28 protein-coding genes are annotated in these 19,455 nt (G+C 69.2%); 17 read left to right on the top strand and 11 right to left on the bottom strand.

Going from position 1 to position 19,455, the window contains the following annotated elements; all coding sequences use genetic code 11:
• Positions 1-17 precede the first annotated feature (17 nt).
• The gene (locus OHA21_RS09875; protein WP_328472432.1) at positions 18-935 is read left to right on the top strand and encodes an SDR family oxidoreductase; all 918 of its coding nucleotides are present in this window, start codon (positions 18-20) and stop codon (positions 933-935) included.
• Here OHA21_RS09875 and OHA21_RS09870 read toward each other — a convergent pair.
• The gene (locus tag OHA21_RS09870; protein WP_328472430.1) at positions 926-1,921 is read right to left on the bottom strand and encodes a helix-turn-helix transcriptional regulator; all 996 of its coding nucleotides are present in this window, start codon (positions 1,919-1,921) and stop codon (positions 926-928) included. The two genes, OHA21_RS09875 and OHA21_RS09870, sit on opposite strands and share 10 nt — an antisense overlap.
• A 38-nt stretch (positions 1,922-1,959) precedes the next feature.
• Here OHA21_RS09870 and OHA21_RS09865 point away from each other — a divergent pair, with 38 nt between their 5' ends.
• Genes OHA21_RS09865 through OHA21_RS09850 form a run of 4 tightly spaced genes read left to right on the top strand, consistent with a single transcriptional unit; the run spans position 1,960 to position 5,404 of the window.
• Positions 1,960-3,228: a serine hydrolase domain-containing protein gene (locus OHA21_RS09865; protein WP_328472428.1), complete on the top strand. Its 1,269-nt coding sequence runs from the start codon at positions 1,960-1,962 to the stop codon at positions 3,226-3,228.
• A 13-nt stretch (positions 3,229-3,241) separates the two neighbouring features.
• On the top strand, positions 3,242-3,985 hold the full coding sequence (locus OHA21_RS09860) for a MerR family transcriptional regulator (protein WP_328472425.1): 744 nt from the start codon (positions 3,242-3,244) through the stop codon (positions 3,983-3,985).
• 20 nt (positions 3,986-4,005) lie between these two features.
• Positions 4,006-4,632: an SMI1/KNR4 family protein gene (locus OHA21_RS09855; protein ID WP_328472423.1), complete on the top strand. Its 627-nt coding sequence runs from the start codon at positions 4,006-4,008 to the stop codon at positions 4,630-4,632.
• On the top strand, positions 4,625-5,404 hold the full coding sequence (locus tag OHA21_RS09850; RefSeq protein WP_328472421.1) for an SDR family NAD(P)-dependent oxidoreductase: 780 nt from the start codon (positions 4,625-4,627) through the stop codon (positions 5,402-5,404). The genes OHA21_RS09855 and OHA21_RS09850 overlap by 8 nt, the downstream gene beginning before the upstream one ends.
• A 9-nt stretch (positions 5,405-5,413) precedes the next feature.
• Here the strand turns inward: OHA21_RS09850 and OHA21_RS09845 are convergent, their stop codons facing one another.
• From OHA21_RS09845 to OHA21_RS09825, 5 genes are all read right to left on the bottom strand, one after another.
• A complete protein-coding gene (locus tag OHA21_RS09845; protein WP_328472419.1) occupies positions 5,414-5,962 on the bottom strand; it encodes a flavoprotein in 549 nt (182 codons plus the stop codon).
• A gap of 27 nt (positions 5,963-5,989) precedes the next feature.
• Positions 5,990-6,244: a hypothetical protein gene (locus OHA21_RS09840; RefSeq protein ID WP_328472417.1), complete on the bottom strand. Its 255-nt coding sequence runs from the start codon at positions 6,242-6,244 to the stop codon at positions 5,990-5,992.
• On the bottom strand, positions 6,241-6,633 hold the full coding sequence (locus OHA21_RS09835; protein WP_328472415.1) for a DUF3883 domain-containing protein: 393 nt from the start codon (positions 6,631-6,633) through the stop codon (positions 6,241-6,243). Before OHA21_RS09835 ends, OHA21_RS09840 begins: the two co-directional genes overlap by 4 nt.
• Positions 6,623-7,036, bottom strand: coding sequence for a hypothetical protein (locus tag OHA21_RS09830; protein ID WP_328478359.1), 414 nt, complete (start codon positions 7,034-7,036; stop codon positions 6,623-6,625). The genes OHA21_RS09835 and OHA21_RS09830 overlap by 11 nt, the downstream gene beginning before the upstream one ends.
• 463 nt (positions 7,037-7,499) lie before the next feature.
• On the bottom strand, positions 7,500-7,862 hold the full coding sequence (locus tag OHA21_RS09825) for a winged helix-turn-helix transcriptional regulator (protein WP_328472414.1): 363 nt from the start codon (positions 7,860-7,862) through the stop codon (positions 7,500-7,502).
• Between the two features lie 63 nt (positions 7,863-7,925).
• Here OHA21_RS09825 and OHA21_RS09820 point away from each other — a divergent pair, with 63 nt between their 5' ends.
• From OHA21_RS09820 to OHA21_RS09790, 7 genes are all read left to right on the top strand, one after another.
• The gene (locus OHA21_RS09820; RefSeq protein WP_328472413.1) at positions 7,926-8,546 is read left to right on the top strand and encodes an NADPH-dependent F420 reductase; all 621 of its coding nucleotides are present in this window, start codon (positions 7,926-7,928) and stop codon (positions 8,544-8,546) included.
• Positions 8,547-8,595: 49 nt separating this feature from the next.
• Positions 8,596-9,021: a hypothetical protein gene (locus OHA21_RS09815; protein WP_328472412.1), complete on the top strand. Its 426-nt coding sequence runs from the start codon at positions 8,596-8,598 to the stop codon at positions 9,019-9,021.
• Positions 9,022-9,161: 140 nt separating this feature from the next.
• Positions 9,162-10,391, top strand: coding sequence for a PQQ-dependent sugar dehydrogenase (locus OHA21_RS09810; protein WP_328472411.1), 1,230 nt, complete (start codon positions 9,162-9,164; stop codon positions 10,389-10,391).
• Between the two features lie 13 nt (positions 10,392-10,404).
• Positions 10,405-11,118, top strand: a complete 714-nt coding sequence (locus OHA21_RS09805; protein WP_328472409.1) for an SDR family NAD(P)-dependent oxidoreductase — start codon at positions 10,405-10,407, stop codon at positions 11,116-11,118.
• Between the two features lie 51 nt (positions 11,119-11,169).
• On the top strand, positions 11,170-11,511 hold the full coding sequence (locus tag OHA21_RS09800; protein WP_328472408.1) for an ArsR/SmtB family transcription factor: 342 nt from the start codon (positions 11,170-11,172) through the stop codon (positions 11,509-11,511).
• Complete coding sequence (locus OHA21_RS09795) at positions 11,511-11,969, top strand: SRPBCC family protein (RefSeq protein ID WP_328478357.1); 459 nt, start codon at positions 11,511-11,513, stop codon at positions 11,967-11,969. Before OHA21_RS09800 ends, OHA21_RS09795 begins: the two co-directional genes overlap by 1 nt.
• Positions 11,962-12,396 (top strand): DUF6069 family protein, encoded by a 435-nt coding sequence (locus OHA21_RS09790; RefSeq protein ID WP_328472406.1) that lies wholly within the window; start codon positions 11,962-11,964, stop codon positions 12,394-12,396. The genes OHA21_RS09795 and OHA21_RS09790 overlap by 8 nt, the downstream gene beginning before the upstream one ends.
• On the opposite strand, the gene OHA21_RS09785 is transcribed toward OHA21_RS09790, so the two are convergent.
• Genes OHA21_RS09785 through OHA21_RS09775 form a run of 3 tightly spaced genes read right to left on the bottom strand, consistent with a single transcriptional unit; the run spans position 12,342 to position 14,819 of the window.
• Positions 12,342-12,803 carry a pyridoxamine 5'-phosphate oxidase family protein gene (locus OHA21_RS09785; protein WP_328472404.1) on the bottom strand — a complete coding sequence of 154 codons (462 nt, stop codon included), beginning with the start codon at positions 12,801-12,803 and terminating at the stop codon, positions 12,342-12,344. The genes OHA21_RS09790 and OHA21_RS09785 overlap by 55 nt on opposite strands.
• The gene (locus OHA21_RS09780) at positions 12,804-13,886 is read right to left on the bottom strand and encodes a tartrate dehydrogenase (RefSeq protein ID WP_328472402.1); all 1,083 of its coding nucleotides are present in this window, start codon (positions 13,884-13,886) and stop codon (positions 12,804-12,806) included.
• A gap of 51 nt (positions 13,887-13,937) precedes the next feature.
• Positions 13,938-14,819, bottom strand: coding sequence for a LysR family transcriptional regulator (locus tag OHA21_RS09775; protein ID WP_328472400.1), 882 nt, complete (start codon positions 14,817-14,819; stop codon positions 13,938-13,940).
• 95 nt (positions 14,820-14,914) lie between these two features.
• Here OHA21_RS09775 and dctA point away from each other — a divergent pair, with 95 nt between their 5' ends.
• Genes dctA through OHA21_RS09750 form a run of 5 tightly spaced genes read left to right on the top strand, consistent with a single transcriptional unit; the run spans position 14,915 to position 18,438 of the window.
• Complete coding sequence (gene dctA, locus OHA21_RS09770; RefSeq protein ID WP_328472398.1) at positions 14,915-16,327, top strand: C4-dicarboxylate transporter DctA; 1,413 nt, start codon at positions 14,915-14,917, stop codon at positions 16,325-16,327.
• Between the two features lies 1 nt (position 16,328).
• Positions 16,329-17,570 carry a glycerate kinase gene (locus tag OHA21_RS09765; protein ID WP_328472396.1) on the top strand — a complete coding sequence of 414 codons (1,242 nt, stop codon included), beginning with the start codon at positions 16,329-16,331 and terminating at the stop codon, positions 17,568-17,570.
• A 21-nt stretch (positions 17,571-17,591) separates the two neighbouring features.
• Positions 17,592-18,071: a DUF2975 domain-containing protein gene (locus OHA21_RS09760; RefSeq protein ID WP_328472394.1), complete on the top strand. Its 480-nt coding sequence runs from the start codon at positions 17,592-17,594 to the stop codon at positions 18,069-18,071.
• Positions 18,071-18,289 carry a helix-turn-helix domain-containing protein gene (locus OHA21_RS09755; RefSeq protein ID WP_328472392.1) on the top strand — a complete coding sequence of 73 codons (219 nt, stop codon included), beginning with the start codon at positions 18,071-18,073 and terminating at the stop codon, positions 18,287-18,289. Before OHA21_RS09760 ends, OHA21_RS09755 begins: the two co-directional genes overlap by 1 nt.
• Complete coding sequence (locus OHA21_RS09750) at positions 18,286-18,438, top strand: hypothetical protein (protein WP_328472390.1); 153 nt, start codon at positions 18,286-18,288, stop codon at positions 18,436-18,438. Before OHA21_RS09755 ends, OHA21_RS09750 begins: the two co-directional genes overlap by 4 nt.
• A gap of 32 nt (positions 18,439-18,470) precedes the next feature.
• Here OHA21_RS09750 and OHA21_RS09745 read toward each other — a convergent pair whose 3' ends face one another.
• Together OHA21_RS09745 and OHA21_RS09740 are read right to left on the bottom strand one after the other, a co-directional pair.
• Entirely contained in the window at positions 18,471-18,923 is a 453-nt protein-coding gene (locus OHA21_RS09745) for a lamin tail domain-containing protein (protein WP_328472388.1), read from the bottom strand.
• A gap of 132 nt (positions 18,924-19,055) precedes the next feature.
• Complete coding sequence (locus OHA21_RS09740) at positions 19,056-19,409, bottom strand: hypothetical protein (RefSeq protein WP_328472386.1); 354 nt, start codon at positions 19,407-19,409, stop codon at positions 19,056-19,058.
• Positions 19,410-19,455: the final 46 nt, after the last annotated feature.

Below are 19,455 nucleotides of genomic sequence, written 5' to 3'. Positions count from 1 at the left end.
CCGCCAGCATCGGAAGCATGACGACGAAACCACTGACCGGGAAAGTCGCCCTGGTGGCCGGGGCGACCCGCGGCGCCGGGCGGCAGATCGCGATCCAGCTCGGCGCGGCCGGCGCCACCGTGTACGCCACCGGCCGCAGCACCCGCGCCAACCGCTCGGCATCGAGCCGCCCGGAAACGATCGAGGAAACCGGCGAGCTGGTCACCGCGGCCGGCGGCACCGGCATCGGCGTGGCCGTCGACCACCTCGACCGGGAGCAGGTCGCCGCGCTGGTCCAGCGCATCGACAGCGAGCAGGGCCGCCTCGACGTGCTGGTCAACGACGTGTGGGGCGGTGACGAGCTGACCACCTGGGACAAGCCGATCTGGGAGCAGGACCTCGACCAGGGCTTCCGGCTGCTGCGCCAGGCGATCGACACGCACATCATCACCAGCCACTACGCGCTGCCGCTGTTGATCCGCCGGCCGGGTGGTCTGGTGATCGAGATGGGTGACGGCACGACCGAGTACAACGCGACGAACTACCGGCTGTCCGCCTTCTACGACCTGGTCAAATGGTCGGTGAACCGGCTGGCGTTCGCCTGGTCGAAGGACGTGGCCGAGCACGGCGCGACCTCGGTGGCGCTTACCCCGGGGTGGCTGCGGTCGGAGATGATGCTGGAGATCTACGGCGTCACCGAGGAGAACTGGCGCGACGCCTGCGCGAAGGAGCCGCACTTCGCGATCTCCGAAACGCCTGCGTACGTCGGACGCGCAGTCGCCGCTCTGGCAGCGGATGACGATCGCGCCCGATGGAACGGCAAGTCGGTCTCCAGCGGCGAACTCGCCAAGATCTACGGGTTCACCGACCTCGACGGCAGCCAACCGGACGCCTGGCGATACCTGGTCGAGGTGCAGGATCCCGGCAGACCCGCAGATGTCACCGGTTACCGGTAGAGGTCACCCAGGCGCTGCGCGGCCTCGGCGAGCCGGGCACGCAGGGCGGGCGGCTCCAGCACTTCAGCCTCCGGGCCCAACCGCATGACGTACGTGTAAGCGACGTCGATCGATTCCACCGGCACCCGGGTCCGGACCCAGCCGTCCGGACCCGGTTCGCCGGCCGCTTCAAGGGCCTCCTGCACGGCCGGGGGCTCGAAGACGAACCGCAGCATGCGTACGCCGTGCGGGCTCAACCGCAGCTCGATCGTCTCCCGCAGCATCTGCCGCACGAACTCGGCGGCCCGGTCGGCCCAGAACCGCGGCAGCTCGAACGACGGATCCCGCTCGAACCCGTCCCCGGTCGGCTCGACCGAAGTGATCCGATCGACCCGGTACGACCGCAGATCGTCCCCCACCTTCCCGACGAGGTACCAGACGCCGTTCTTGAGGACCAGCCCGTACGGTTCGACCGTCCGGGTCACCTCATCCCGCCGCCGGTAACGCATGGTGAGGATCCGGTCCTGCCACACCGCCCGGGCGAGTTCGGCCAGATGCTCGGGCGGGTCGGAGTCGGCGAACCAGCCCGGCGCATCGAGATGGAACCGCTGCCCGGCCCGCTCCGAGGCCTCCCGCAACCCGGGCGGCAGGGCGGCGAGGACCTTGCGCTTCACGGCCCGGACCGGCTCGTCCAGACCCATGTCGCGGGCCGGCCCCGGCAACCCCGCCAGGAACAACGCCTCGGCCTCGGCCTGGCTGAGCCCGGTCAGCCGGGTCCGGTAGCCGCCGACCAGCCGATATCCACCGGCCCGGCCCTGCTCGGCGTAGACCGGGACTCCGGCCGCGGACAGCGCGAGCACGTCGCGATAGACGGTCCGCTCAGAAACCTCCAGCTCTGCCGAGAGTTCCGCGGCGGTCATCATGCCGCGCGACTGCAACAGCAGGACGAGGTTGATCAGCCGGGCAGCACGCACGACATGATTCTCCCGTCTTTCCGGCAGAGGCATTGACCTTGCCCCAGGGGCAACGTTCGAGCATCGATGTCATGAGAGAGCGCATCGTCACCTTCTGCACCGACAATCAGATCCCCGGCTTCCTCGCCGGCGTCTCCCGCGGCGGCGAGCAGACCGTCATCGCCCACGGCGTCGCGAGTCTCGCCACCGGCGAGCCGATGCGCGAGGACACCGGCTTCCTGTTCGGCTCCGTCACCAAGATCATGACGACGACGCTGGTGATGCAGCAGGTCGAGCGGGGCAATCTCGACCTGGACGCGCCGGTCAGCGACTATCTGCCGGAGTTCCGGCCGGCCGGGGTCCGGGTCCGGCACCTCATCGACCACACCAGCGGGATCGATGCCGACCTGTTCTTCCCGGACGAGGACGGGCCGGATGCCCTGGAGATCTACGTGGACCGGCTCGGGCGGGAGTGCGGGTCACTCTTCGCGCCCGGCGAGTTCGTCAGCTACTCCAACGGCGGCATGATCGTCGCCGGGCGGTTGCTCGAGGTGGTGACCGGTCTTGCGTACCCCGAACTGCTGCGCCGCGAAGTCCTCGCCGAAACGCCTTCCTCGCTCGCGGTCGGGCACTTCCCCGACCCGGTCACCGGCGAGGTCCGCCCGACCAGCATGTTCCGCCTGCCGGCCACCTGGGGTCCGGCCGGCGGCACCGCCGTCGGCACCATCGAAGATCTGCTGGCCTTCGGCCGCGGCGAAGGCCTGCTTTCCGAAGAGTCACTCCGGCAGATGCAGACGATCCAACACCGATTGGGTACGCCGGACAGCTCACCGGTCGGCCTCGGCTGGCTGATCCGCGAGCTCGGCGGCCAGACCGTCCTGACCATGACCGGAGCCTCACCGGCCGGCGTCGCGGTCCTGGCCGTCATCCCGTCGCAGGACCTGGTCTTCGCCGCCTACGGCAACGACGCCCGGGCGCTCGCCCTGCACGAGGAGCTGCTTTTCGAGCTGGCCGGCGGCTCCGACTACCCGGCGCTGGCACCGGTCGCCGCGGATCTGGATGCCTACGCGGGCACGTATCGCTCCCACCAGCTGCGCATCGACGTGCGGGTCGTCGACGGTGAACTCGAGGAGCAGGTCACCTACGAGCCGGCCGACGCCGACCAGGAGCGGATCTTCACTGGTTTCGTGGGCGGTCCGTTCACCGCGCCGCCGATGCGCTACGTCCCGGTCGGCAAGGACCTGTTCGCCCCGGCCGGCATGCCGCTGGACGACATGCCGCCGTACTACCTGGTCTCGTATCACGGCGGCGGCGCCTACCGGTGCTCCGGCGGCCGGCTGACCCGGCGCGTGCCGGTCTGACACGATGCGCTCCATGAGTGACTCGCCGGCCGGTGGACGGCATCTGCTGACCATCGGCCAGCTCGCCTCCTACGCGGGCGTGACCACCAAGGCGGTCCGCGTCTACCACGACCGCGGCCTGCTGCCGGAGCCCCCACGGGACTCTTCCGGCTACCGCAGGTACGGCGCCGACCACGCCATCCAGCTGGTCAAGATCCGAACTCTGGCCGCGGCCGGCGTGCCACTCGCCCGGATCAAGGAGTTGCTGGCCGCCGGCCCATCAGTCTTCGCCGCCGCGATCGCCGAGATCGACCAGGGTCTGCGTCGGCGGGCCGTGGAGATCGAGCGCATCCGCCGGCAGATAGCCGAGCTAGAGGGCGGCGACGGCCTGTTCGTCTCACCGGAGGTAGCCGGCTATTTGACGCTCCTGCGCGAGATCGGCATCAGCGAGCGAACCGTCCACCTCGAACGGGACCTGTGGATCCTGCTGCAGTCGGTGGCCCCCACGCAGGCCTCAGCCTGGATCACCGACAAGCTCGACGCCATCGCCGACCCGGTGTTCCGCACCCTCTACCTGGACTACGACGCGGCCTTCGACTGGCCGCCATCCGACCCCCGCCTGCCGGCGATCGCCATCAGAACCCGCGATTGGTACGCCGCCCGCGCCGCCCCGGCCGAGGAAAGCCCGTCAGACGTGGTGATCACCCGCCTGGCCGCCGCAACAGCCGGCGCCATGTCCCCAGCGTGGAACCGAATTGCCGAGCTGATTCAGCAGTGATCCTCGAACAGGAAAGCGCCGTGTCCGTACCCGAATCCTGGACCCGGATCGAGCGGTGGATGCGGCAGAACACCCCGCCCAGCGCGGCGCTGCTCGGCCCACCGGGCGCGCCGGAGGCGATAGCCGCCGCCGAGGCTCAGCTCGGATTCGCCCTTCCGGACGAGCTGGTCGCGTCGCTGCGGCGGCACGACGGCCTGACACGATGGGGAAACGTCCTCCCGGAGGCCGCTCCGCTCAGCGTCCGGGGGATCGTCGAACAGTACGAGATCCGGATGGACATCGCACCGGACATCGACGGTTTCACCGTGCACCACCCGAACACGGAACCCTGGTGGGACGAGCGATGGGTTCCGTTCGGGGATGGCGACTCGCTGCTACAGATCATCGACTTGCGGCCGGGGCCGGGACATGGCCGGCTCGGGCTCGCGCCGACCAGCGATTCCGCGGATTTCGCAAACGGCTGGACCAGTCTGGGCACCTATCTCACGGCCGTCGCAGACGCTCTCGAAACGGGCGGCCCCGTCGGAGAGTGGCATCCCTACCTGATCGCCGGCGATACCCTCTGGTGGGGACTCGGCGGGGAGACCGAAATCAACGGCGAGCCGCTTCGACGACAGTGGGACCAGCAGAGGACGCACGGTGAGTGATCTGTTCAACCTGACCGGGACCACCGCTGTCGTCACCGGCTCGAGCCGCGGCATCGGCCTGGCCATCGCCCGGACCCTGCTGGCCCAGGGCGCCTCGGTCCTCATCAACGGCTACGATCCCGCCGAAACCGCCGCCACCGTCGCGATCCTTGAGGCCGCGACTCCCGACGGACGACGCCGCCTCGCCCAACTGCCCGGCGACGTCACCGCACCCGAGGTCGCCCAGCAGCTCATCGACGCGGCCGTCACCGCCTTCGGGCACCTCGACCACCTGATCTGCAACGCCGGCATCGACATCATCAAGCCGGCCATCGACTACAGCCCGGACGAGTGGGACCGGGTCATGACTGTCAACGTCCGCGGCGCGTTCCTGCCCGCCCAGGCCGCCGCCCGCCACTGGATCGCCGAGAGCCGGCCCGGATCGATCACCATGACGTCGTCCATCGCCGGGCAGGTCGGCGTACCCACGCTGGCTCCGTACGCCGCCAGCAAAGGCGGCATCAACCAGCTCGTCCGCACCCTCGCCGCCGAATGGGCCCCGCACCACATCCGCGTCAACGCCATCGCGCCGGGCTACGTCGCCAACATCATGGACAACGTCACCGCCCACGACGATCCCGCCTCCGACGCACGCATCAGCACCTTCACACCCCTCGGCCGACGCGCCACCGTCGACGAGATCGCAGCCCCTTACGCCTTCCTGGCATCGCCCGCCGCCGGCTACGTCACCGGCTCCATCCTCGCCGTGGACGGCGGCTACACAGCAACCTGACGCCACGCCTCAAGCAGGGCCCGACAGCCGTTCGAGACCTTGTAGGGCCAGGTGCCAGGGGTAGACATCGAAGCGGCCGGCGCCAGAAGCGGGTGCGTGGGGCTCGAAACCTTCGGGGCCGAGAAGCACGCACACCCCTTCGGAGCGGAGCTCCTCGACACTGCGGCGGAAAGCAGCCCGCGAGGCCAGGGCGCTGTTCACAAAAGGCAGCATCACCACGGGAATGCCGAGACCGGGCGCCTCGGCCAGCAGCCCCAGCGCGTAGGTGTCAGCAATTCCCTGCGCGAACTTGTTGATGGTGTTGTAGGTCGCCGGCGCCACGATGATGGCGTCCGCCCGTGGTGGCTTGGGCTCGCTGGGTCTGCGGTAGCGGCTGCGCACCGGACGGCCGGTCTGCTTCGCCAAGGCAGCCGTGTCGATGAATTCGAGCGCTGACGGGGTGGCGACGATCTGGACGGTCCATCCGTCATCCTGGGCGAGGGCGACCAGGCGGTCGACTTCGCCGGCAGGCCCGGCGGCGCACACGATCACGTACAGAACGCTGCTGGCAATCGTCACGCGGTCACTCCGAGGGCGTCGGCAACTTCATGGGTTTCGTGGCGAACGGTAGTCGTCAGATCGCCGACGAGACGCCGGGTGGCGGGGCGGCCCCGTGATCCCCTCGGGAGCGATCTGCCCGGCGACCCGCAACACCTGTAGGGCACGCTCGTGCTTGCCCCACATCAGCAAGGTGCGGTCGGTATCGAGCAGGAGAGCCGCCGCCTTGCGCTCGCTGATGGGCAGCGCGTCGATCTCGACCTGGCGGTCACCGTCCTGAGCCGCGGCCGGAGGTGCCTTCACGGTATCTGCTCAGCCCCGTCGTAGTCAGCCGTGCGGAACGTGGGCCAGTACGTGACGTGAGGCTTGCTTCGTGCAAGTAAGTCGCGCAGCGCGTCTCCGTGGATGACCCGAACCCGCATCGCACCCTGATCAGCGCCCTCGACGTTGTCGACCACATACAGGTAGTACCGATCAGGATCCTGGACTGCCGCTTGGAATTGCCGGTCTTCGAGTGGGATCGCTGCGCCTCTCGCGGACTTCCCGAAAGCCTTCACCTCGATCTTGCGCGGAGGGCTGCTGATGTCATACGGCAGGCCGCATAGGTGAACATCCTCGGGTATGCGGCCCGCTTGCCGTTCAAGATCGAGCACATGCTCGATGGCCACCTTCTCGATCTGGCTATTCCCCATGGCCGCCTCCCACCGCGGTTTTACAGTCAACCGCCGGCCCTCGCCCACGTCCAGGTGAAGGACTCAGGAATCGCGCCAAGGCGCGGTGATCACCCCCCATCCTGCTGAGAGTCCCGCCGCCTCTCCTCGATGGCGACGTCAATGACTCGTCCCATGCTCCGCCTACACCGGCACACCTCGGCTTTTCGCGAGGAGGGCAGTGCGGACCCGGCGCGACAGGCGGTGTTGGCATGTAGCTGTCCAGATCTTCGTTCGCTACGAAACGCCACTCCGTCAACTCGCCATCGGAAAGCCCGATCCCGGAGCGCGCCTCTTCCCCGAGGGTTCCCGCGTCGAAGATGAAAAGCATCTTGTCGCCCTCATTCCGAGCAGGCGGCCAGTCGACGACCAGGTGGTTCCCCACGTTCACCGAGAGGCCGAGTTCCTCCTGCACCTCCCGAACGCAGGCGGTTCAAGGCGACTCTCCGGGCTCGACATATCCACCCGGGTGTCCCATATCTCCTTCTAGGCGGGCTTCACGAGCAGGACTCGCCCTTCCTCGTCGAAGAAGAGGGCTCCCGCGGCGACGCGCAGAGTGGCCATCGGGGGCGGCTCGGATGCCTCCTGAGCGGGCACCAGGGCAGGTGTTGGCGCTGACGCCCGCTGACCCTGGCCCCCAATGCTGTCGAGCGCCGCAAGGTAACCGTCCGGGAGGACAGCCCGCGTCCTCACCAGCGAGTATTCGGCCGCTACGGATGCCTGCCGCGCCGCTCACCTGGCGCCTCATGACCGGAAGAGGTCGGCACGCCGAAGGCGTGGGCCGGCTGGATCAAGGACAAAACCAGGGCCGGGCCGATCTGATGACCAGCGACCGTGGAGAACCGAGGTCAATGGCGGGCCGGTGCGGCGAATCGTTCCTGGGCGGCCAGCACCGCATCGGCGTATCTGGTGGCCCAGGCGCCCATCATGCGCATCGGTTCCAGCAGGGCCGCGCCCGCCTCGGTCAATGCGTAATCCACCCGCGGCGGCGCCTCCGCGTACGCCCGGCGTTCCACCAGGCCGTTGTATTCCAACCGCCGTAGCGCGTCGTTGAGGACCTTGGCGCTGATCCCGCCGATTTGAGTCCGCAGCGCCGCCGGCCGGATGGGGCCCGAGGCGGCCAGCGTGAAGACCACGACGCTGTCCCAGCGGTTGCCGAGCACCTCGAAGGCGACCCGGGCCCGGCAGTCGGAGGTGTAGTCGTCCATCATCCGATCTTCCCCCAGCCGTCGGACACCAATTGGTGTGCATCGGCCCGCCTACCGTCGGCAGCCATGAGAATCGGAATTCTGGGGTCCGGCGGCATGGCGAAGTCACTCGGCGGCGCCTGGACGGCGGCCGGCCACGACGTGATGATCGGCGGCCGCGATGAAGGCCGCGCGAAGCAGGCCGCCGCCGGCATCGGCGCGGCGCACGGCACCATCGAGGAGGCCGCACGGCACGGCCAAGCAGCTCTGGTCGCGGTCCCGGCACAAGCAGCACCAGATTTGGTACGCGCAAACGCCCACAACCTAACCGGACGCACGGTGATCGACTGCACCAACAGCGTCGTGCCCACCGCCGGCGGCCTCATGCTCGACGGCGAGCCGATGGCCGGGCAACTGGCCGCCGCCGCACCCGCCGCCTACCTGGTGAAGGCGTTCAACCTCTGCCACGTCAGCATCTGGACGCTGCGCCCACCGGTGTTCGAGAACAATCCGCTGGCCGTACCGTTCTGCACCGACCATCCCACCGCGACCGCCGCCGTCGAGGCCCTGATCCGCTCGATCGGCTGCACCCCGGCGCCGTGCGGCGGTCTGGCCCGGGCCGCCTACCTGGAGGCGACCGCGGCGCTGGCGATCGGCCTGTGGTGGTCAGGCAGCGAACCGCGCGCCGCGTTCCCCGTGCACGCATGATCTACCCTCAGCTGATCTTGAAGACCGAAGGGGCCTGATGATGCAGCGAATGTGGCCGACAGTGGCCTTGGCGGCGGCGATGGTCGCACTGGCCGGCTGCACGGTGAACGTGAACGGGACGACAACGACCGAACCCGAGAAGCCAGCGCCGGCAACGACAACGGCGACGGCGACGGCGACGGCAACAGCGACGGCAACAGCGACCGAGGCGCCGGGCGGCGGTTTCGTGGAGGTCGTCCGGGCGCAGTTGCCGGAAGTCGCCGAAGGCCGCACCGACGGCGAGATCGAGGCGATCGCCGGCAACGCGTGCGTCGACCTGGCCGCCGGCAGACCCGCCGACGACATCGTGGCGGTCACCCGATCGCTGGGCACGCTGGACGCCGAGGCGACCGACCAGGCCACCGCCCGTGAGCTGATCAAGCTGGCGATCGACGTCGCCTGCCCGAACCAGGCGACACGCGTGGACGAGTTCTGACAGTTGCATCACGCAGGGCGAATGGGTACAGATGCACAGTGAAGATTCGTACGGTGGCTCTGCTCCTCGCCCTTGGCGCGTGCTCGTCCCCCGCTGAGCCGGCACCTCCTGTCGTGCAGCCGAGCGAGGGATCGGCCTCGGTGCCGGCGTTGGCGGCCACGACCGTACGCCCGCTTGCCGGCACTGAGGCCGACCCCTTCGACCGGAACCGGCAAGTGCAGGCGCCACCCGGCTGGAAGGTCGATGTCTGGGCCCGGGTGCCCAGCGCCCGGCTGCTGGCCTGGACCCCGGACCGGCGTCTCCTGGTCTCCCGGCCGGAGTTCGGCGACATCGTCGAGCTGACGCCGGGCCAGGGCGACACCGCACCCGCGCAGCGCACCCTGGTCAGCGGCCTGAACCAGCCGCACGGCCTCGCCTTCGAGGGCGACACGCTGTACGTGGCCGAGAGTGATCAGGTGGACGCCTTCGCCTACGACGCCGGGACGCTGTCCGGCAAGCGGGTCGTGGTGGACGGCCTGCCGGACGAGAAGAGCCCGGAGCTGCGCGGCGCCTACTCGCACGCGCTGAAGAGCGTGGCGGTCGGTGAGGACGGCGAGCTGTACGTGTCGGTCGGCTCGACCGGCAACGTGTCCGCCGAGGACCGCGACGCCACCCCGGAGCGCGCCTCGATCCTGCGGGTGCCGGCCGGTGGCGGGAAACCGGAGACCTTCGCCCGGGGCGTGCGCAACGGCACCGGCCTGGCCGTCGACCCGGACGGCGCGGTGTGGACCGCGGTCAACCATCGCGACAACGTGGAGTACCCGCACGACCGGGACTACGACGGCGACGGCGACTCCGACCAGGGCAAGGTGCTGCAGGACTACGTGAACGACCACCCGTTCGAGCAGCTCGCACGGCTCACGAAGGGTCGCGACCTGGGCTGGCCCTACTGCAACCCGGACCCGGACGTCGACGGCGGCGACAAGCTGAGCTACACCAACCGGCCGTATGTCCGCGACCTGAAGAACAACCCGGACGGCTCGAAGCTGGACTGCGCCGCCCTGGCGCCGACCGAGCAGGGCATGGGCGCACACTCGGCGCCGCTCGGCCTGAGCTTCGCGACCGGGCCCGGCCTGGCCGGCGAGTACGGCGAGGGCGCGCTGGTCGGCATCCACGGTTCGTGGAACCGCAGGCCGCCCCGCGCTCCGGAGGTGTCGTTCTTCGCCTGGCGCAACGGCACGCTCGGCCCGCAGCAGACCCTGCTCACCGGCTTCCAGGACGAGGACGGCTCCCGCTGGGGACGCCCGGTCATGGCGGTGCAGGGTCCGGACCGGGCCGTGTACGTCAGCGACGACCACGCCGGCGCCATTTACCGGATCACCGCGCCGTGATATCTAACCGGGCATGAATCTCGGCATCGCTGGGCGTACCGCTCTGATCGTCGGTGGCAGCGGCCTGATCGGCCGGGCGGTCGCGGCCGCGCTGATCCGGGAGAAGGTACGGGTCGTGCTCGCCGCCCGCTCGGCCGAGAAGCTGGCGGAGGCTGCCGGTGAACTCGACGGCCAGGTCCGCACGGTCACGCTCGACACCCGGGATGCGGCCTCGGTGGAGTCCGCCGTCGAGGAGCTGATCGCCTCCGAGGCCGGCATCGACATCGTGGTGAACGCGGCGGCGCCGCCCGCGAACACCCTCGACCCGGCAAAGGATCAGGACCCGGCGCAGGTGCTCGACGCGTTCGACGCGAAGGCGGTCGGCTATCTGCGGGTCGTCGATGCGGTGCTGCCGTACATGCGGCGCGCCGGTTTCGGCCGGATCATCAACGTCAGCGGACAGAACGCGCTGCTCAGCCGCTCGGTGACCGGCTCGGTGCGCAATGCCGCGGTGATCGTCGCGTCCAAAGCGCTGGCCGACTCGGTGGCCGGCACCGGCATCACGATCAACGTGGTGAACCCGGGCCTGGTCACCGCGACCCCGAGCCCGGCGCCCCAGCCCGCGGCGCCCGGCGACTCCACGCCGGAGCAGGTCGCCGCCCTGATCACCTTCCTGGCGTCGGCGCAGGCAGCCGCGATCTCCGGTGAGTCGATCGCGGTCGGGCACCGGGTCCTCGGGGTCCAGTAGCAGACACGCGGGACGTTGAACTATTCGGTTCAGTGTCTTACGGTGAACCACATGGTTCAGCAAGCTGTTCTGGATCGGGTCTTCGCCGCGCTGGCGGACCCCACCCGCCGGGGCATCCTGGTCCGGCTGGGCCAGCGCCCGGCCACCATCGGCGAGCTCGCCGAGCCCACCGGGATGACGCTGACCGGCATGAAGAAGCACGTCCAGGTCCTCGAGGACGCCGGGCTGGTCGTCACCGAGAAGGTGGGCCGCTCCCGGCAGTGCCGCCTGGGTGACGCCCCGCTCGACGAGGCGATGGCCTGGATCAGCTTCTACCAGCGGCTCTGGGCACGGCGCCTGGACGGTCTGGACGCCTACTTCACCCTGAAGCAATCCGACTCGAAGGGACCATGATGACGCTGGAGATGCGGATGACGCGGCAGCTGCCCGCGACGCCCGAGGAGGTCTTCGACGCGTACACCGACGCCGAGAAGCAGAAGATCTGGTTCAGCATCCTCGACGAGGAGCCCGGCATCGTCGAGATCGAGGTCGACCTGCGGGTCGGCGGGAAGCAGACCGCGGTGTGGGGTCCCGACCCGGACAACCTGATCCGGGAGACGCAGACGTTCCTGGAGATCGAGCGCCCGCGCCGGCTGGTCACCGAGTCCACCGGCGTCACCCCGGACGGAATGACCATGACGACCCGCATCGAGATCTCCTTCGAGGCCGCCGACGGCGGCACGCTGATGACCGTCGCGCAGAGCGGCTTCCCGGTGCCGGAGATCCGCGACTTCTTCGTCAGCGAGGTGTGGGCCGGTGCGTTCGCCCGCATCGAGGCGTACCTGGTCCGCGAGCAGACCGCCGATGTCTAGGGTCGTCGCCGCGGCGGCCGCCCTGGCCGTGGTCGTCAACCTCGCCGTCTACCTGATCGGGCGGGCGGCCGGCGGCACCTACACCTTCACCTCGGCGCAGGGACCGGCCGAGGTGGACGCGGTCACGGTCGCCGGGTTCAGCCTGGTGCCGCTTCTGGTCGGGCTGACCGTGGTCGCGCTGCTGGCGTCACGGGCGGCCTGGGTGGTCCGGGCCGCGCTGATCATCGGGCCGGTGCTGGCGGTCGGGACCATCGTGGTGATGACCCTGCCGACCGATTTCGACGGTGTCAGCAAGACCGCCCTGGCGGTGTGTCACCTGACCCTGGTCCCGATCATCGTCGTGGCCGTGACGGCGATCGGCAGGCGAGCCCACTACCGCGCGTCGAGTGGGATCCGGATGTCCGACCCGTCGAGGATCCACGACTGAACGACCGTGGCCCGGTACAGCCGGTGCGGAGCGGGCGCTTCGAGATCCGTACGCTCGAGGATCGCGGAGCCCCGCTCCGCGGCCGGCCCGTTGTAGATCGCGATGCCGGCGTGCAGGTCGGCCCCGGTCAGCTGCTCCCCCACCGCTTCCAGGTAGACCGCCCGGCCCTGGTAGACCGGCACCTGCGAATCGAAGATGACCACGCTCAGCGAAGGGCGCACCGCAAGGTTGCGCGAGTGCCGCGCCTCGGGCCGCGACGCCCAGTAGAACTCCCGATGCCCGGCCGCGGCCACGTAACAGACCGGCGCCGCCCAGGGTGTACCGGTCTCGTCGGCGGTGCCCAGGGTCATGTACAGGTTCGACTCGATGACCGAGCGCGCGACGCCGGCCGGGTCGGGAGAGTTCACTTACACCGCCAGGTGGTCGATGATGGCCGCGGTCACCTCGCGGGTGGTCGCGGTGCCGCCCACGTCCCGGGTACGCACCCCGGCGCCCGTCGTCACCTCGATCGCGTGCCGCACGGCCTTGGCCTCGTCGTGCAGACCGAAGTGGTCGAGCATCAGCGCGGCGCTGCCGATCGCGCCGACCGGGTTGCAGATGCCCTGCCCGGCGATGTCCGGGGCGGACCCGTGCACCGGCTCGAACATGGACGGGAAGCGGCGTTCCGGGTTGAGGTTCGCGCTCGCCGCCAGGCCCAGGCTGCCGGCCAGGGCGCTGCCCAGGTCGGACAGGATGTCGGCGTTCAGGTTCGAGGCGACCACGACCGAGAGGTCCTCGGGGCGCAGCACGAACTTCGCGGCCATGGCGTCGACGAGCACGCTCTCAGTCTCCACGTCCGGGTAATCTGCCGCGACCCGGGCGAAGACCTCGTCCCACAGGACCATGCCGTACTGCTGGGCGTTGCTCTTGGTCACGCTGGAGACCTTGCGCCGGGTACGGGTACGCGCCAGATCGAAAGCAAAGCGCATGATCCGCTCACAGCCGTACTCGGTGAACAACGCCGACTGCACAGCGACCTCGCCGGTGCCGGGCCGCGCGCCGAGGTTACGGCCGCCGACCCCGGCGTACTCGCCCTCGGAGTTCTCCCGCACGACGACCCAGTTGAGCTCGGTGGTGTCGGCCTTGCGCAGCGGGCTCTGGATACCGGGCAGAAAGTCGACCGGGCGTACGTTCGCCCACTGGTCGAAGTTCTGGCAGATCTTGAGGCGCAGTCCCCAGAGGCTGACATGGTCCGGGACGCTCGGCCAGCCGACCGCGCCGAAGTAGAGGGCGTCGAAGTCCTTGAGCTGGTCGAGCCCGTCCGAAGGCATCATCTCGCCGTGCCGGGCGTAGTAGTCGCTGCCCCAGTCGAAGTCCTGCCAGTCGAAGGCGAACCGGCCGTGGGAGCCGGCGGCGAGCGCGTCGAGGACAGCCCGGCCGGCCTCGACGACCTCGATGCCGACGCCGTCGGCGGGAATAGCGGCGATACGGAATCTCTGCGGTGTCGTCATGCCTTCGAGTCAACGCCCGGACCGGCGGCGGCGTCCAAGATGAAACCCCGATCAGACCGATAGGTACGCCCTATCTACGCACCCGAGGAAGGCCTGCGCGGCTGGGGCGAGCCGTTCGCGCCGCGAGACCACAGAGATCCGCAGCAGCGAGACCGGCTCGATCTGCCGTACCGTGGCGCCGGCCCGCCGGGCGAGCGTGGTCCAGGACGACGGCATGACGGCGTGCCCGACACCGGCGAGCACCATGGGCAGGATCGACGTACGGTGCTCGACCTCGACGACGATCTCCACCTCGATCCCGCTGGCGAGCACGTCGTCGACGAGCTGCCGCATCAGGCTGCCCTGCCGGCTGGCGATCATCCGCATCCCACCGAGTTCGGCCCTGTCGATCGGCCCGGCACCGGCCTCGCCCGGCGGGGAGATCAGCACCAGCGGCTGGTCCTCGACGTGCCGCACGTCCAGGCCGCCGGTGTGCGGCGCGGTGGCCGCGCCGAGCAGCCCGATCTCGGCCCGCCCGGCCTTGACCGCCTGCACCACCTCCTCCGGGGTGAACGCGGCGTCGATCAGCAGGCTCATCCCCGGGTAGGTCTCGGTGAACATCCTGGTCAGTGTGGACAGCGGCTCCATGCCCGGGCTGGGCATGGCGACGATGTCGACCCGGCCGCGTTCCAGCCCGCGCACCGACCGGGCGGCTGCCTTCGCGTTCTCCAGGTCGCGGATCACCTGCCGGGCCGGCTCGATCAGCTGCCGGCCGGCGTCGCTGAGCACGATGCCGCGCCCCACCCGGTGGAACAGCGGCACGCCGAGCTCGCGCTCCAGCAGACTCATCGCCTGCGACAGCGACGGCTGCGCGAGATGCAGCTGCTCGGCGGCCCGATTGAAGTTCAAATGCTCGGCGACCGCCAGAAAGTACGTCAACTGACGTGCATCCATAGGCCGAACCTATCGGTGAGCTAGCAAAGATGTCTTGGACGTTTCGAAACCCGGTCCCGCACGGTGTGAGGCATCACAGACATCGAAGGAGCCTCATGGACACGAAACGCCGCTGGTACCGGCAGCTCTACTTCTACGTGCTGGTCGCGATCGTGCTGGGCATCGCGGTCGGCGCCATCTGGCCCGACCTGGGCGCCGCCCTCGAACCCATCGGCACCTCCTTCGTCGACCTGATGAAGATGCTGATCGGCCCGGTGGTGTTCCTGACCATCGTGGGCGGCATCGCGAGCGTCGCCGATCTCAAGAAGGTCGGCCTGACCGGCCTCAAAGCCCTGACCTACTTCCAGATCGGTACGATCGTCGCGCTCGCCACCGGCCTGGTCGCGATCAACCTGTTCCGTCTCGGCGACGGCGTCAACGTCGACCCCGCCACCCTGCAGGCCAGCGACGACGTGACCGAACTGGTCGAGGCCGGCGAGGAGTCGCACTGGTGGGACTTCCTGCTCAAGGTGCTGCCGGACAACATCCTCGGCCCGTTCGTCGAAGGCCAGATCCTGCAGATCATCTTCATCGCGGTCATTTTCGGCGTCGCCCTCAACGCGGTCGGTAGGGCCGGCGCGCCGATCCTGGACGGCGTCCACCGCCTGACCACGATCGTCTTCAAGATCCTGTCGTACGTCATGAAGCTGGCCCCGGTCGGCGCGTTCGGCGCAATGGCCTACGCCATCGGCAAGTACGGCCTGTCCACCCTGACCAGCCTCGGCTCCCTGATCGCGCTCTTCTACGTCACGTCCGCGTTGTTCGTGATCGTCGGGCTCGGCGCAGTCATGCTCTACCTGCGGCTCAACATCTTCCAGCTGCTGCGCTACCTGCGCGAGGAACTGATGCTGGTGCTCGGCACGTCGACCGCCGAACCGGCGCTGCCCGGCCTGATGCGCAAGATGGAGTTCGCCGGCGTGCAGAAGTCCACCGTCGGGCTGGTCGTGCCGACCGGCTACTCGTTCAACCTGGACGGCGCCGCCATCTACCTGTCGCTCGCCGCCCTGTACATCGCGCAGGCCACCAACACCGACCTGTCGATCGGCGAACAGCTCGGCCTGCTCGCGGTCATGCTGCTCACCTCCAAGGGTGCGGCCGGGGTGGCCGGCGGCGGGTTCATCGCTCTGACCGCAACCCTGGCCACGGTCGGCACGGTTCCGGCGGCCGGCATCATGCTGATCTTCGGCATCGACAAGTTCATGTCCGAGTGCCGGGCGCTGGTCAACTTCTGCGGCAACGCGGTCGCCACCCTGTTCATCGCGCGCTGGGACAACACCCTCGACCACGCCCGGGCCCGGGCGGTGCTGCGCGGCGAGATCGTGCCGCACCCGGCCGATTCGCAGTCGGCGGACTCGCAACCGGCCGATTCGCAGTCGGCGGACTCGCAGTCGGCCGATTCGCAGCCGGCCGACTCGCAACCGGCCGACTCGCAACCAGCCGCCGAGCAGCGTGTCACGGCAGGGGTCTGACGTGCGGGTTCTCGTCGCTCCCGACAAGTTCAAGGGGTCGCTGACCGCGGCCGAGGTGGCCGGCGCGCTCGGCGAAGGGCTGGCAGCGGCCGGGGTCGAGGCCCGGCTGCTGCCGCTGGCCGACGGCGGGGACGGCAGTGTCGCCGCCGCGCTGCACGCAGGCTTCCGGGCCCACGAGGTCACCGTGGTGGGCGCTGACGGGCGCCCGGTGCGGGCACAGTTCGCCTCCGACGGCCACACCGCGGTGGTCGAGGTGGCGAGCACGTGCGGCCTGGCCACCCTTTCCGGGGTACGCGCACCGATGACCTCGTCAAGCCTCGGGTTCGGGCAGGCCGTCGCCGCCGCGGCCGGTACCGGGGTCTCCCGGATCGTGCTCGCCCTGGGCGGCAGCGCCAGCACCGACGGCGGCGCCGGGATGCTGGCCGCGTTCGGCGCGCGCTTCCTGGACGAGACCGGAGCGGAGATCAGCCCGAGCGGCGCGACGCTGGACCGGATCGCCGGCGTCGACATCAGCGCCCCCCTGCACGGGACCGAGCTGGCCGTCGCGTCCGACGTCGGCAATCCGCTGCACGGGACCGAGCTGCACGGGACCGAGCTGGCCGTCGCGACCGACGTCGGTAATCCGCTGCACGGGATCGAGCTGATCGTGGCGACCGACGTCGGCAATCCGCTGCTCGGGCCGGACGGCGCGGCGGCTGTCTTCGGGCCGCAGAAGGGCGCTTCGGGCGTACAGATCAATCAGCTTGAAGCCGGACTTGACCGCCTGGCTCGCGCCCTGCCGGTTTCGGTGACCGGAAGGTCGCCGCTGGATCTGGCCTCGCAAGCCGGCGCCGGCGCGGCCGGTGGCATCGGCTTCGCCGCGCTGTGGCTGGGCGCCCGGCAGGTCTCCGGCGCGGAGTTTTTCCTCGACCTGCTCGGCTTCGACGAGGCACTCGAGGGCTGCCGGGCGGTCGTCGTCGGCGAAGGCCACATGGATTCGCAGACGCTGTGGGGCAAGCTGCCGGCCGTGGTCGCCGCGCGGGCGGCGCCGCGGCCGGCCTACGCGGTGGTCGGGCGCAACTCGCTCACCGCGGACGAGCAGCAGCGTCTGGGCCTGTCCGGCCTGTACGCGCTGACCGACCTGACGCGGGAGGATCCGAGCCGGGATCCGGCCCTGAGCCGGCGGCTGGTGACCCGGGCCGGGCAGTCGCTAGGTGGCCACCTGCACAAGATCTTCACGGCGCGCCCTATTGACTATCGATAGGTTTCCAGCGAGATTCGATCCATGTTTTCTGAAAGTCGAGCGGTTGCCGCGCTCCGGTTCTTCCTGGTCGCGCTTTTCGGCGTGCTGGTCTTCTTCGAGACGGTGTCGCTGCCAGGGCAGTTCGCGCACATGGCCCGGGAGAGTCCGGACGACGCCTACCTGAGGTGGCCGGCCACCATCGTGTCGATCTTCTGGGTGGTGTGTGTGCAGGTGGTCATCGTGGCCACCTGGAAGCTGCTCACCCGGGTCAAGAATGACCGGATCTTCAGCGAGGAGTCCCTGGTCTGGGTGGACGCGATCGTGTGGGCGATCGCGTCCGGCTGGGTGGTGCTGGCCGGCGTCTTCCTCTTCGTCGGCATCAACGCGACCGATCCCGGCCTGCCGCTGCTGCTGTTCCTCGCGCTGGTCGGGGTCGCGGTGATCGGGCTGCTCATGGTGGTCATGCGGGCCCTGCTGCGGCGGGCCACCACACTGCGCACCGACATGGAAGCGGTGATCTGATGCCGATCGTCGTGCGCATCGATGTGCAGCTGGCGAAACGCAAGATGAGCGTGGGCGAGTTCGCCGAGAAGGTGGGACTCACCCCGGCGAACATCGCGGTCCTGAAGAACGGCCGGGCCAAAGCGGTACGGTTCAGCACCCTCGAAGCGATGTGCCGGGTGCTCGAATGCCAGCCCGGCGACCTGCTGGAATACGTGGAGGACGGGGAATCCGAATGAAATACGTCATCATCGCGCTCGCGATCGCGCTCGGCGTCGCCGGTTTCATCTTCGGCGGATACGACGACTCCCCCGGCCTGCAGGGCCTGTGCCTGCTGCTCGTCGCCGGTGTCGTGTTCTACGCCATCCGGACCCGCCGCCGCACCTGAGCAGCGGCGGCGGGTCCGGTCTGGCCCGATGGTCAGCAGGCGACCTTGGTGCGGCCCTTCTTGTTGTTCCACGTGCACTTGTCGTGCTGCTTCTTCGCCGGGGTCCGCAGAATCGCGGTGTCCCCGGTGTTGTTCCACACGTAGTTCCCACTACCCCAGTAGACGTGCGTCGCGGTGTCGGTGGCCGATCCGGTGTGCAGCCAGATCCGGCCGCCGTTCGCCGCAATCCGCACGTTCCCGAACGTGTAGGTCCGCGACTTGTCGACGATCGTCCAGCCCTTCAGGCTGACCGCCTTCTTGCCGGTGTTGACCAGCGAGATCCATTCAGCTTTGAGGCTCTTGTTGCTGCGGGTGTCCTTACCCGGCGAGTCGTACTGCGTGCTGTGGAAACGCAGCGCCGGCGCCGCCGAGGCCGGCGACGAGACGGCGAGGCCACCGACCGCGGCGAGAGCGACCGCGAATCCGGCTCCGAACAATTTACGCATGAAAGGTGTCTCCTCGATTGTGCGGTGGAGACATCGCATTCTTCCGGGACGGGCACCGAGAGGAGAAGGCGGCGCGACAGTAGGTACGGCCAGTTAGGACCAACCGTTCGACGGACCCGCGATGTGGGGCAGTCACGAATTACCGACGTACCGCTCGCCGCTCGCATGTGCTGATCGAAGGTTTGCACTGGCCTGTTCAACGATGCTCAGCGCCGAGCGTAGGTGTAGATAGGCATCGCGGAGGTCCTGGCTCTGACTACTCAGAGCGATCTGGGCGAGGTTATACAGCAGGCTCGCCAATCGCGTTGCGCAGGCATCGAGTTCGGCCGTGCGGGTCGACGCCTCGTTGAGGCATTCCGTTACGGCGGCCCTGAGCCCAGCCACGTCATCGAAGAACGAAAAGCGAGCAAAGTTTGCATAACGCGGATCATTCAGCTCAGGAAAGTCCTCAGCACGAAACTCAGGGACATCGCCAGATGGTGACATGTCAGTCACGCTAAGTGGCTGAGGGCGCGCAGGTCCATGACGCCAG

The organism is Actinoplanes sp. NBC_00393 (genome assembly GCF_036053395.1).
Lineage (GTDB): Bacteria > Actinomycetota > Actinomycetes > Mycobacteriales > Micromonosporaceae > Actinoplanes.
This window is presented reverse-complemented; position numbering and strand designations above follow the sequence as displayed.

Excerpts from the sequence above, each read along its gene's own strand:
- OHA21_RS09775 (WP_328472400.1), bottom strand. The coding sequence starts at position 14,819 with ATGGATGCACGTCAGTTGACGTACTTTCTGGCGGTCGCCGAGCATTTG.
- OHA21_RS09860 (WP_328472425.1), top strand. The coding sequence starts at position 3,242 with ATGAGTGACTCGCCGGCCGGTGGACGGCATCTGCTGACCATCGGCCAG.
- OHA21_RS09795 (WP_328478357.1), top strand. The coding sequence starts at position 11,511 with ATGACGCTGGAGATGCGGATGACGCGGCAGCTGCCCGCGACGCCCGAG.
- OHA21_RS09790 (WP_328472406.1), top strand. The coding sequence starts at position 11,962 with ATGTCTAGGGTCGTCGCCGCGGCGGCCGCCCTGGCCGTGGTCGTCAAC.
- OHA21_RS09745 (WP_328472388.1), bottom strand. The coding sequence starts at position 18,923 with ATGCGTAAATTGTTCGGAGCCGGATTCGCGGTCGCTCTCGCCGCGGTC.
- OHA21_RS09870 (WP_328472430.1), bottom strand. The coding sequence starts at position 1,921 with ATGCCTCTGCCGGAAAGACGGGAGAATCATGTCGTGCGTGCTGCCCGG.
- OHA21_RS09865 (WP_328472428.1), top strand. The coding sequence starts at position 1,960 with ATGAGAGAGCGCATCGTCACCTTCTGCACCGACAATCAGATCCCCGGC.
- OHA21_RS09875 (WP_328472432.1), top strand. The coding sequence starts at position 18 with ATGACGACGAAACCACTGACCGGGAAAGTCGCCCTGGTGGCCGGGGCG.
- OHA21_RS09740 (WP_328472386.1), bottom strand. The coding sequence starts at position 19,409 with ATGTCACCATCTGGCGATGTCCCTGAGTTTCGTGCTGAGGACTTTCCT.
- OHA21_RS09825 (WP_328472414.1), bottom strand. The coding sequence starts at position 7,862 with ATGATGGACGACTACACCTCCGACTGCCGGGCCCGGGTCGCCTTCGAG.
- OHA21_RS09760 (WP_328472394.1), top strand. The coding sequence starts at position 17,592 with ATGTTTTCTGAAAGTCGAGCGGTTGCCGCGCTCCGGTTCTTCCTGGTC.
- OHA21_RS09780 (WP_328472402.1), bottom strand. The coding sequence starts at position 13,886 with ATGACGACACCGCAGAGATTCCGTATCGCCGCTATTCCCGCCGACGGC.
- OHA21_RS09835 (WP_328472415.1), bottom strand. The coding sequence starts at position 6,633 with ATGGGGAATAGCCAGATCGAGAAGGTGGCCATCGAGCATGTGCTCGAT.
- OHA21_RS09820 (WP_328472413.1), top strand. The coding sequence starts at position 7,926 with ATGAGAATCGGAATTCTGGGGTCCGGCGGCATGGCGAAGTCACTCGGC.
- OHA21_RS09815 (WP_328472412.1), top strand. The coding sequence starts at position 8,596 with ATGTGGCCGACAGTGGCCTTGGCGGCGGCGATGGTCGCACTGGCCGGC.
- dctA (WP_328472398.1), top strand. The coding sequence starts at position 14,915 with ATGGACACGAAACGCCGCTGGTACCGGCAGCTCTACTTCTACGTGCTG.
- OHA21_RS09805 (WP_328472409.1), top strand. The coding sequence starts at position 10,405 with ATGAATCTCGGCATCGCTGGGCGTACCGCTCTGATCGTCGGTGGCAGC.
- OHA21_RS09750 (WP_328472390.1), top strand. The coding sequence starts at position 18,286 with ATGAAATACGTCATCATCGCGCTCGCGATCGCGCTCGGCGTCGCCGGT.
- OHA21_RS09800 (WP_328472408.1), top strand. The coding sequence starts at position 11,170 with ATGGTTCAGCAAGCTGTTCTGGATCGGGTCTTCGCCGCGCTGGCGGAC.
- OHA21_RS09755 (WP_328472392.1), top strand. The coding sequence starts at position 18,071 with ATGCCGATCGTCGTGCGCATCGATGTGCAGCTGGCGAAACGCAAGATG.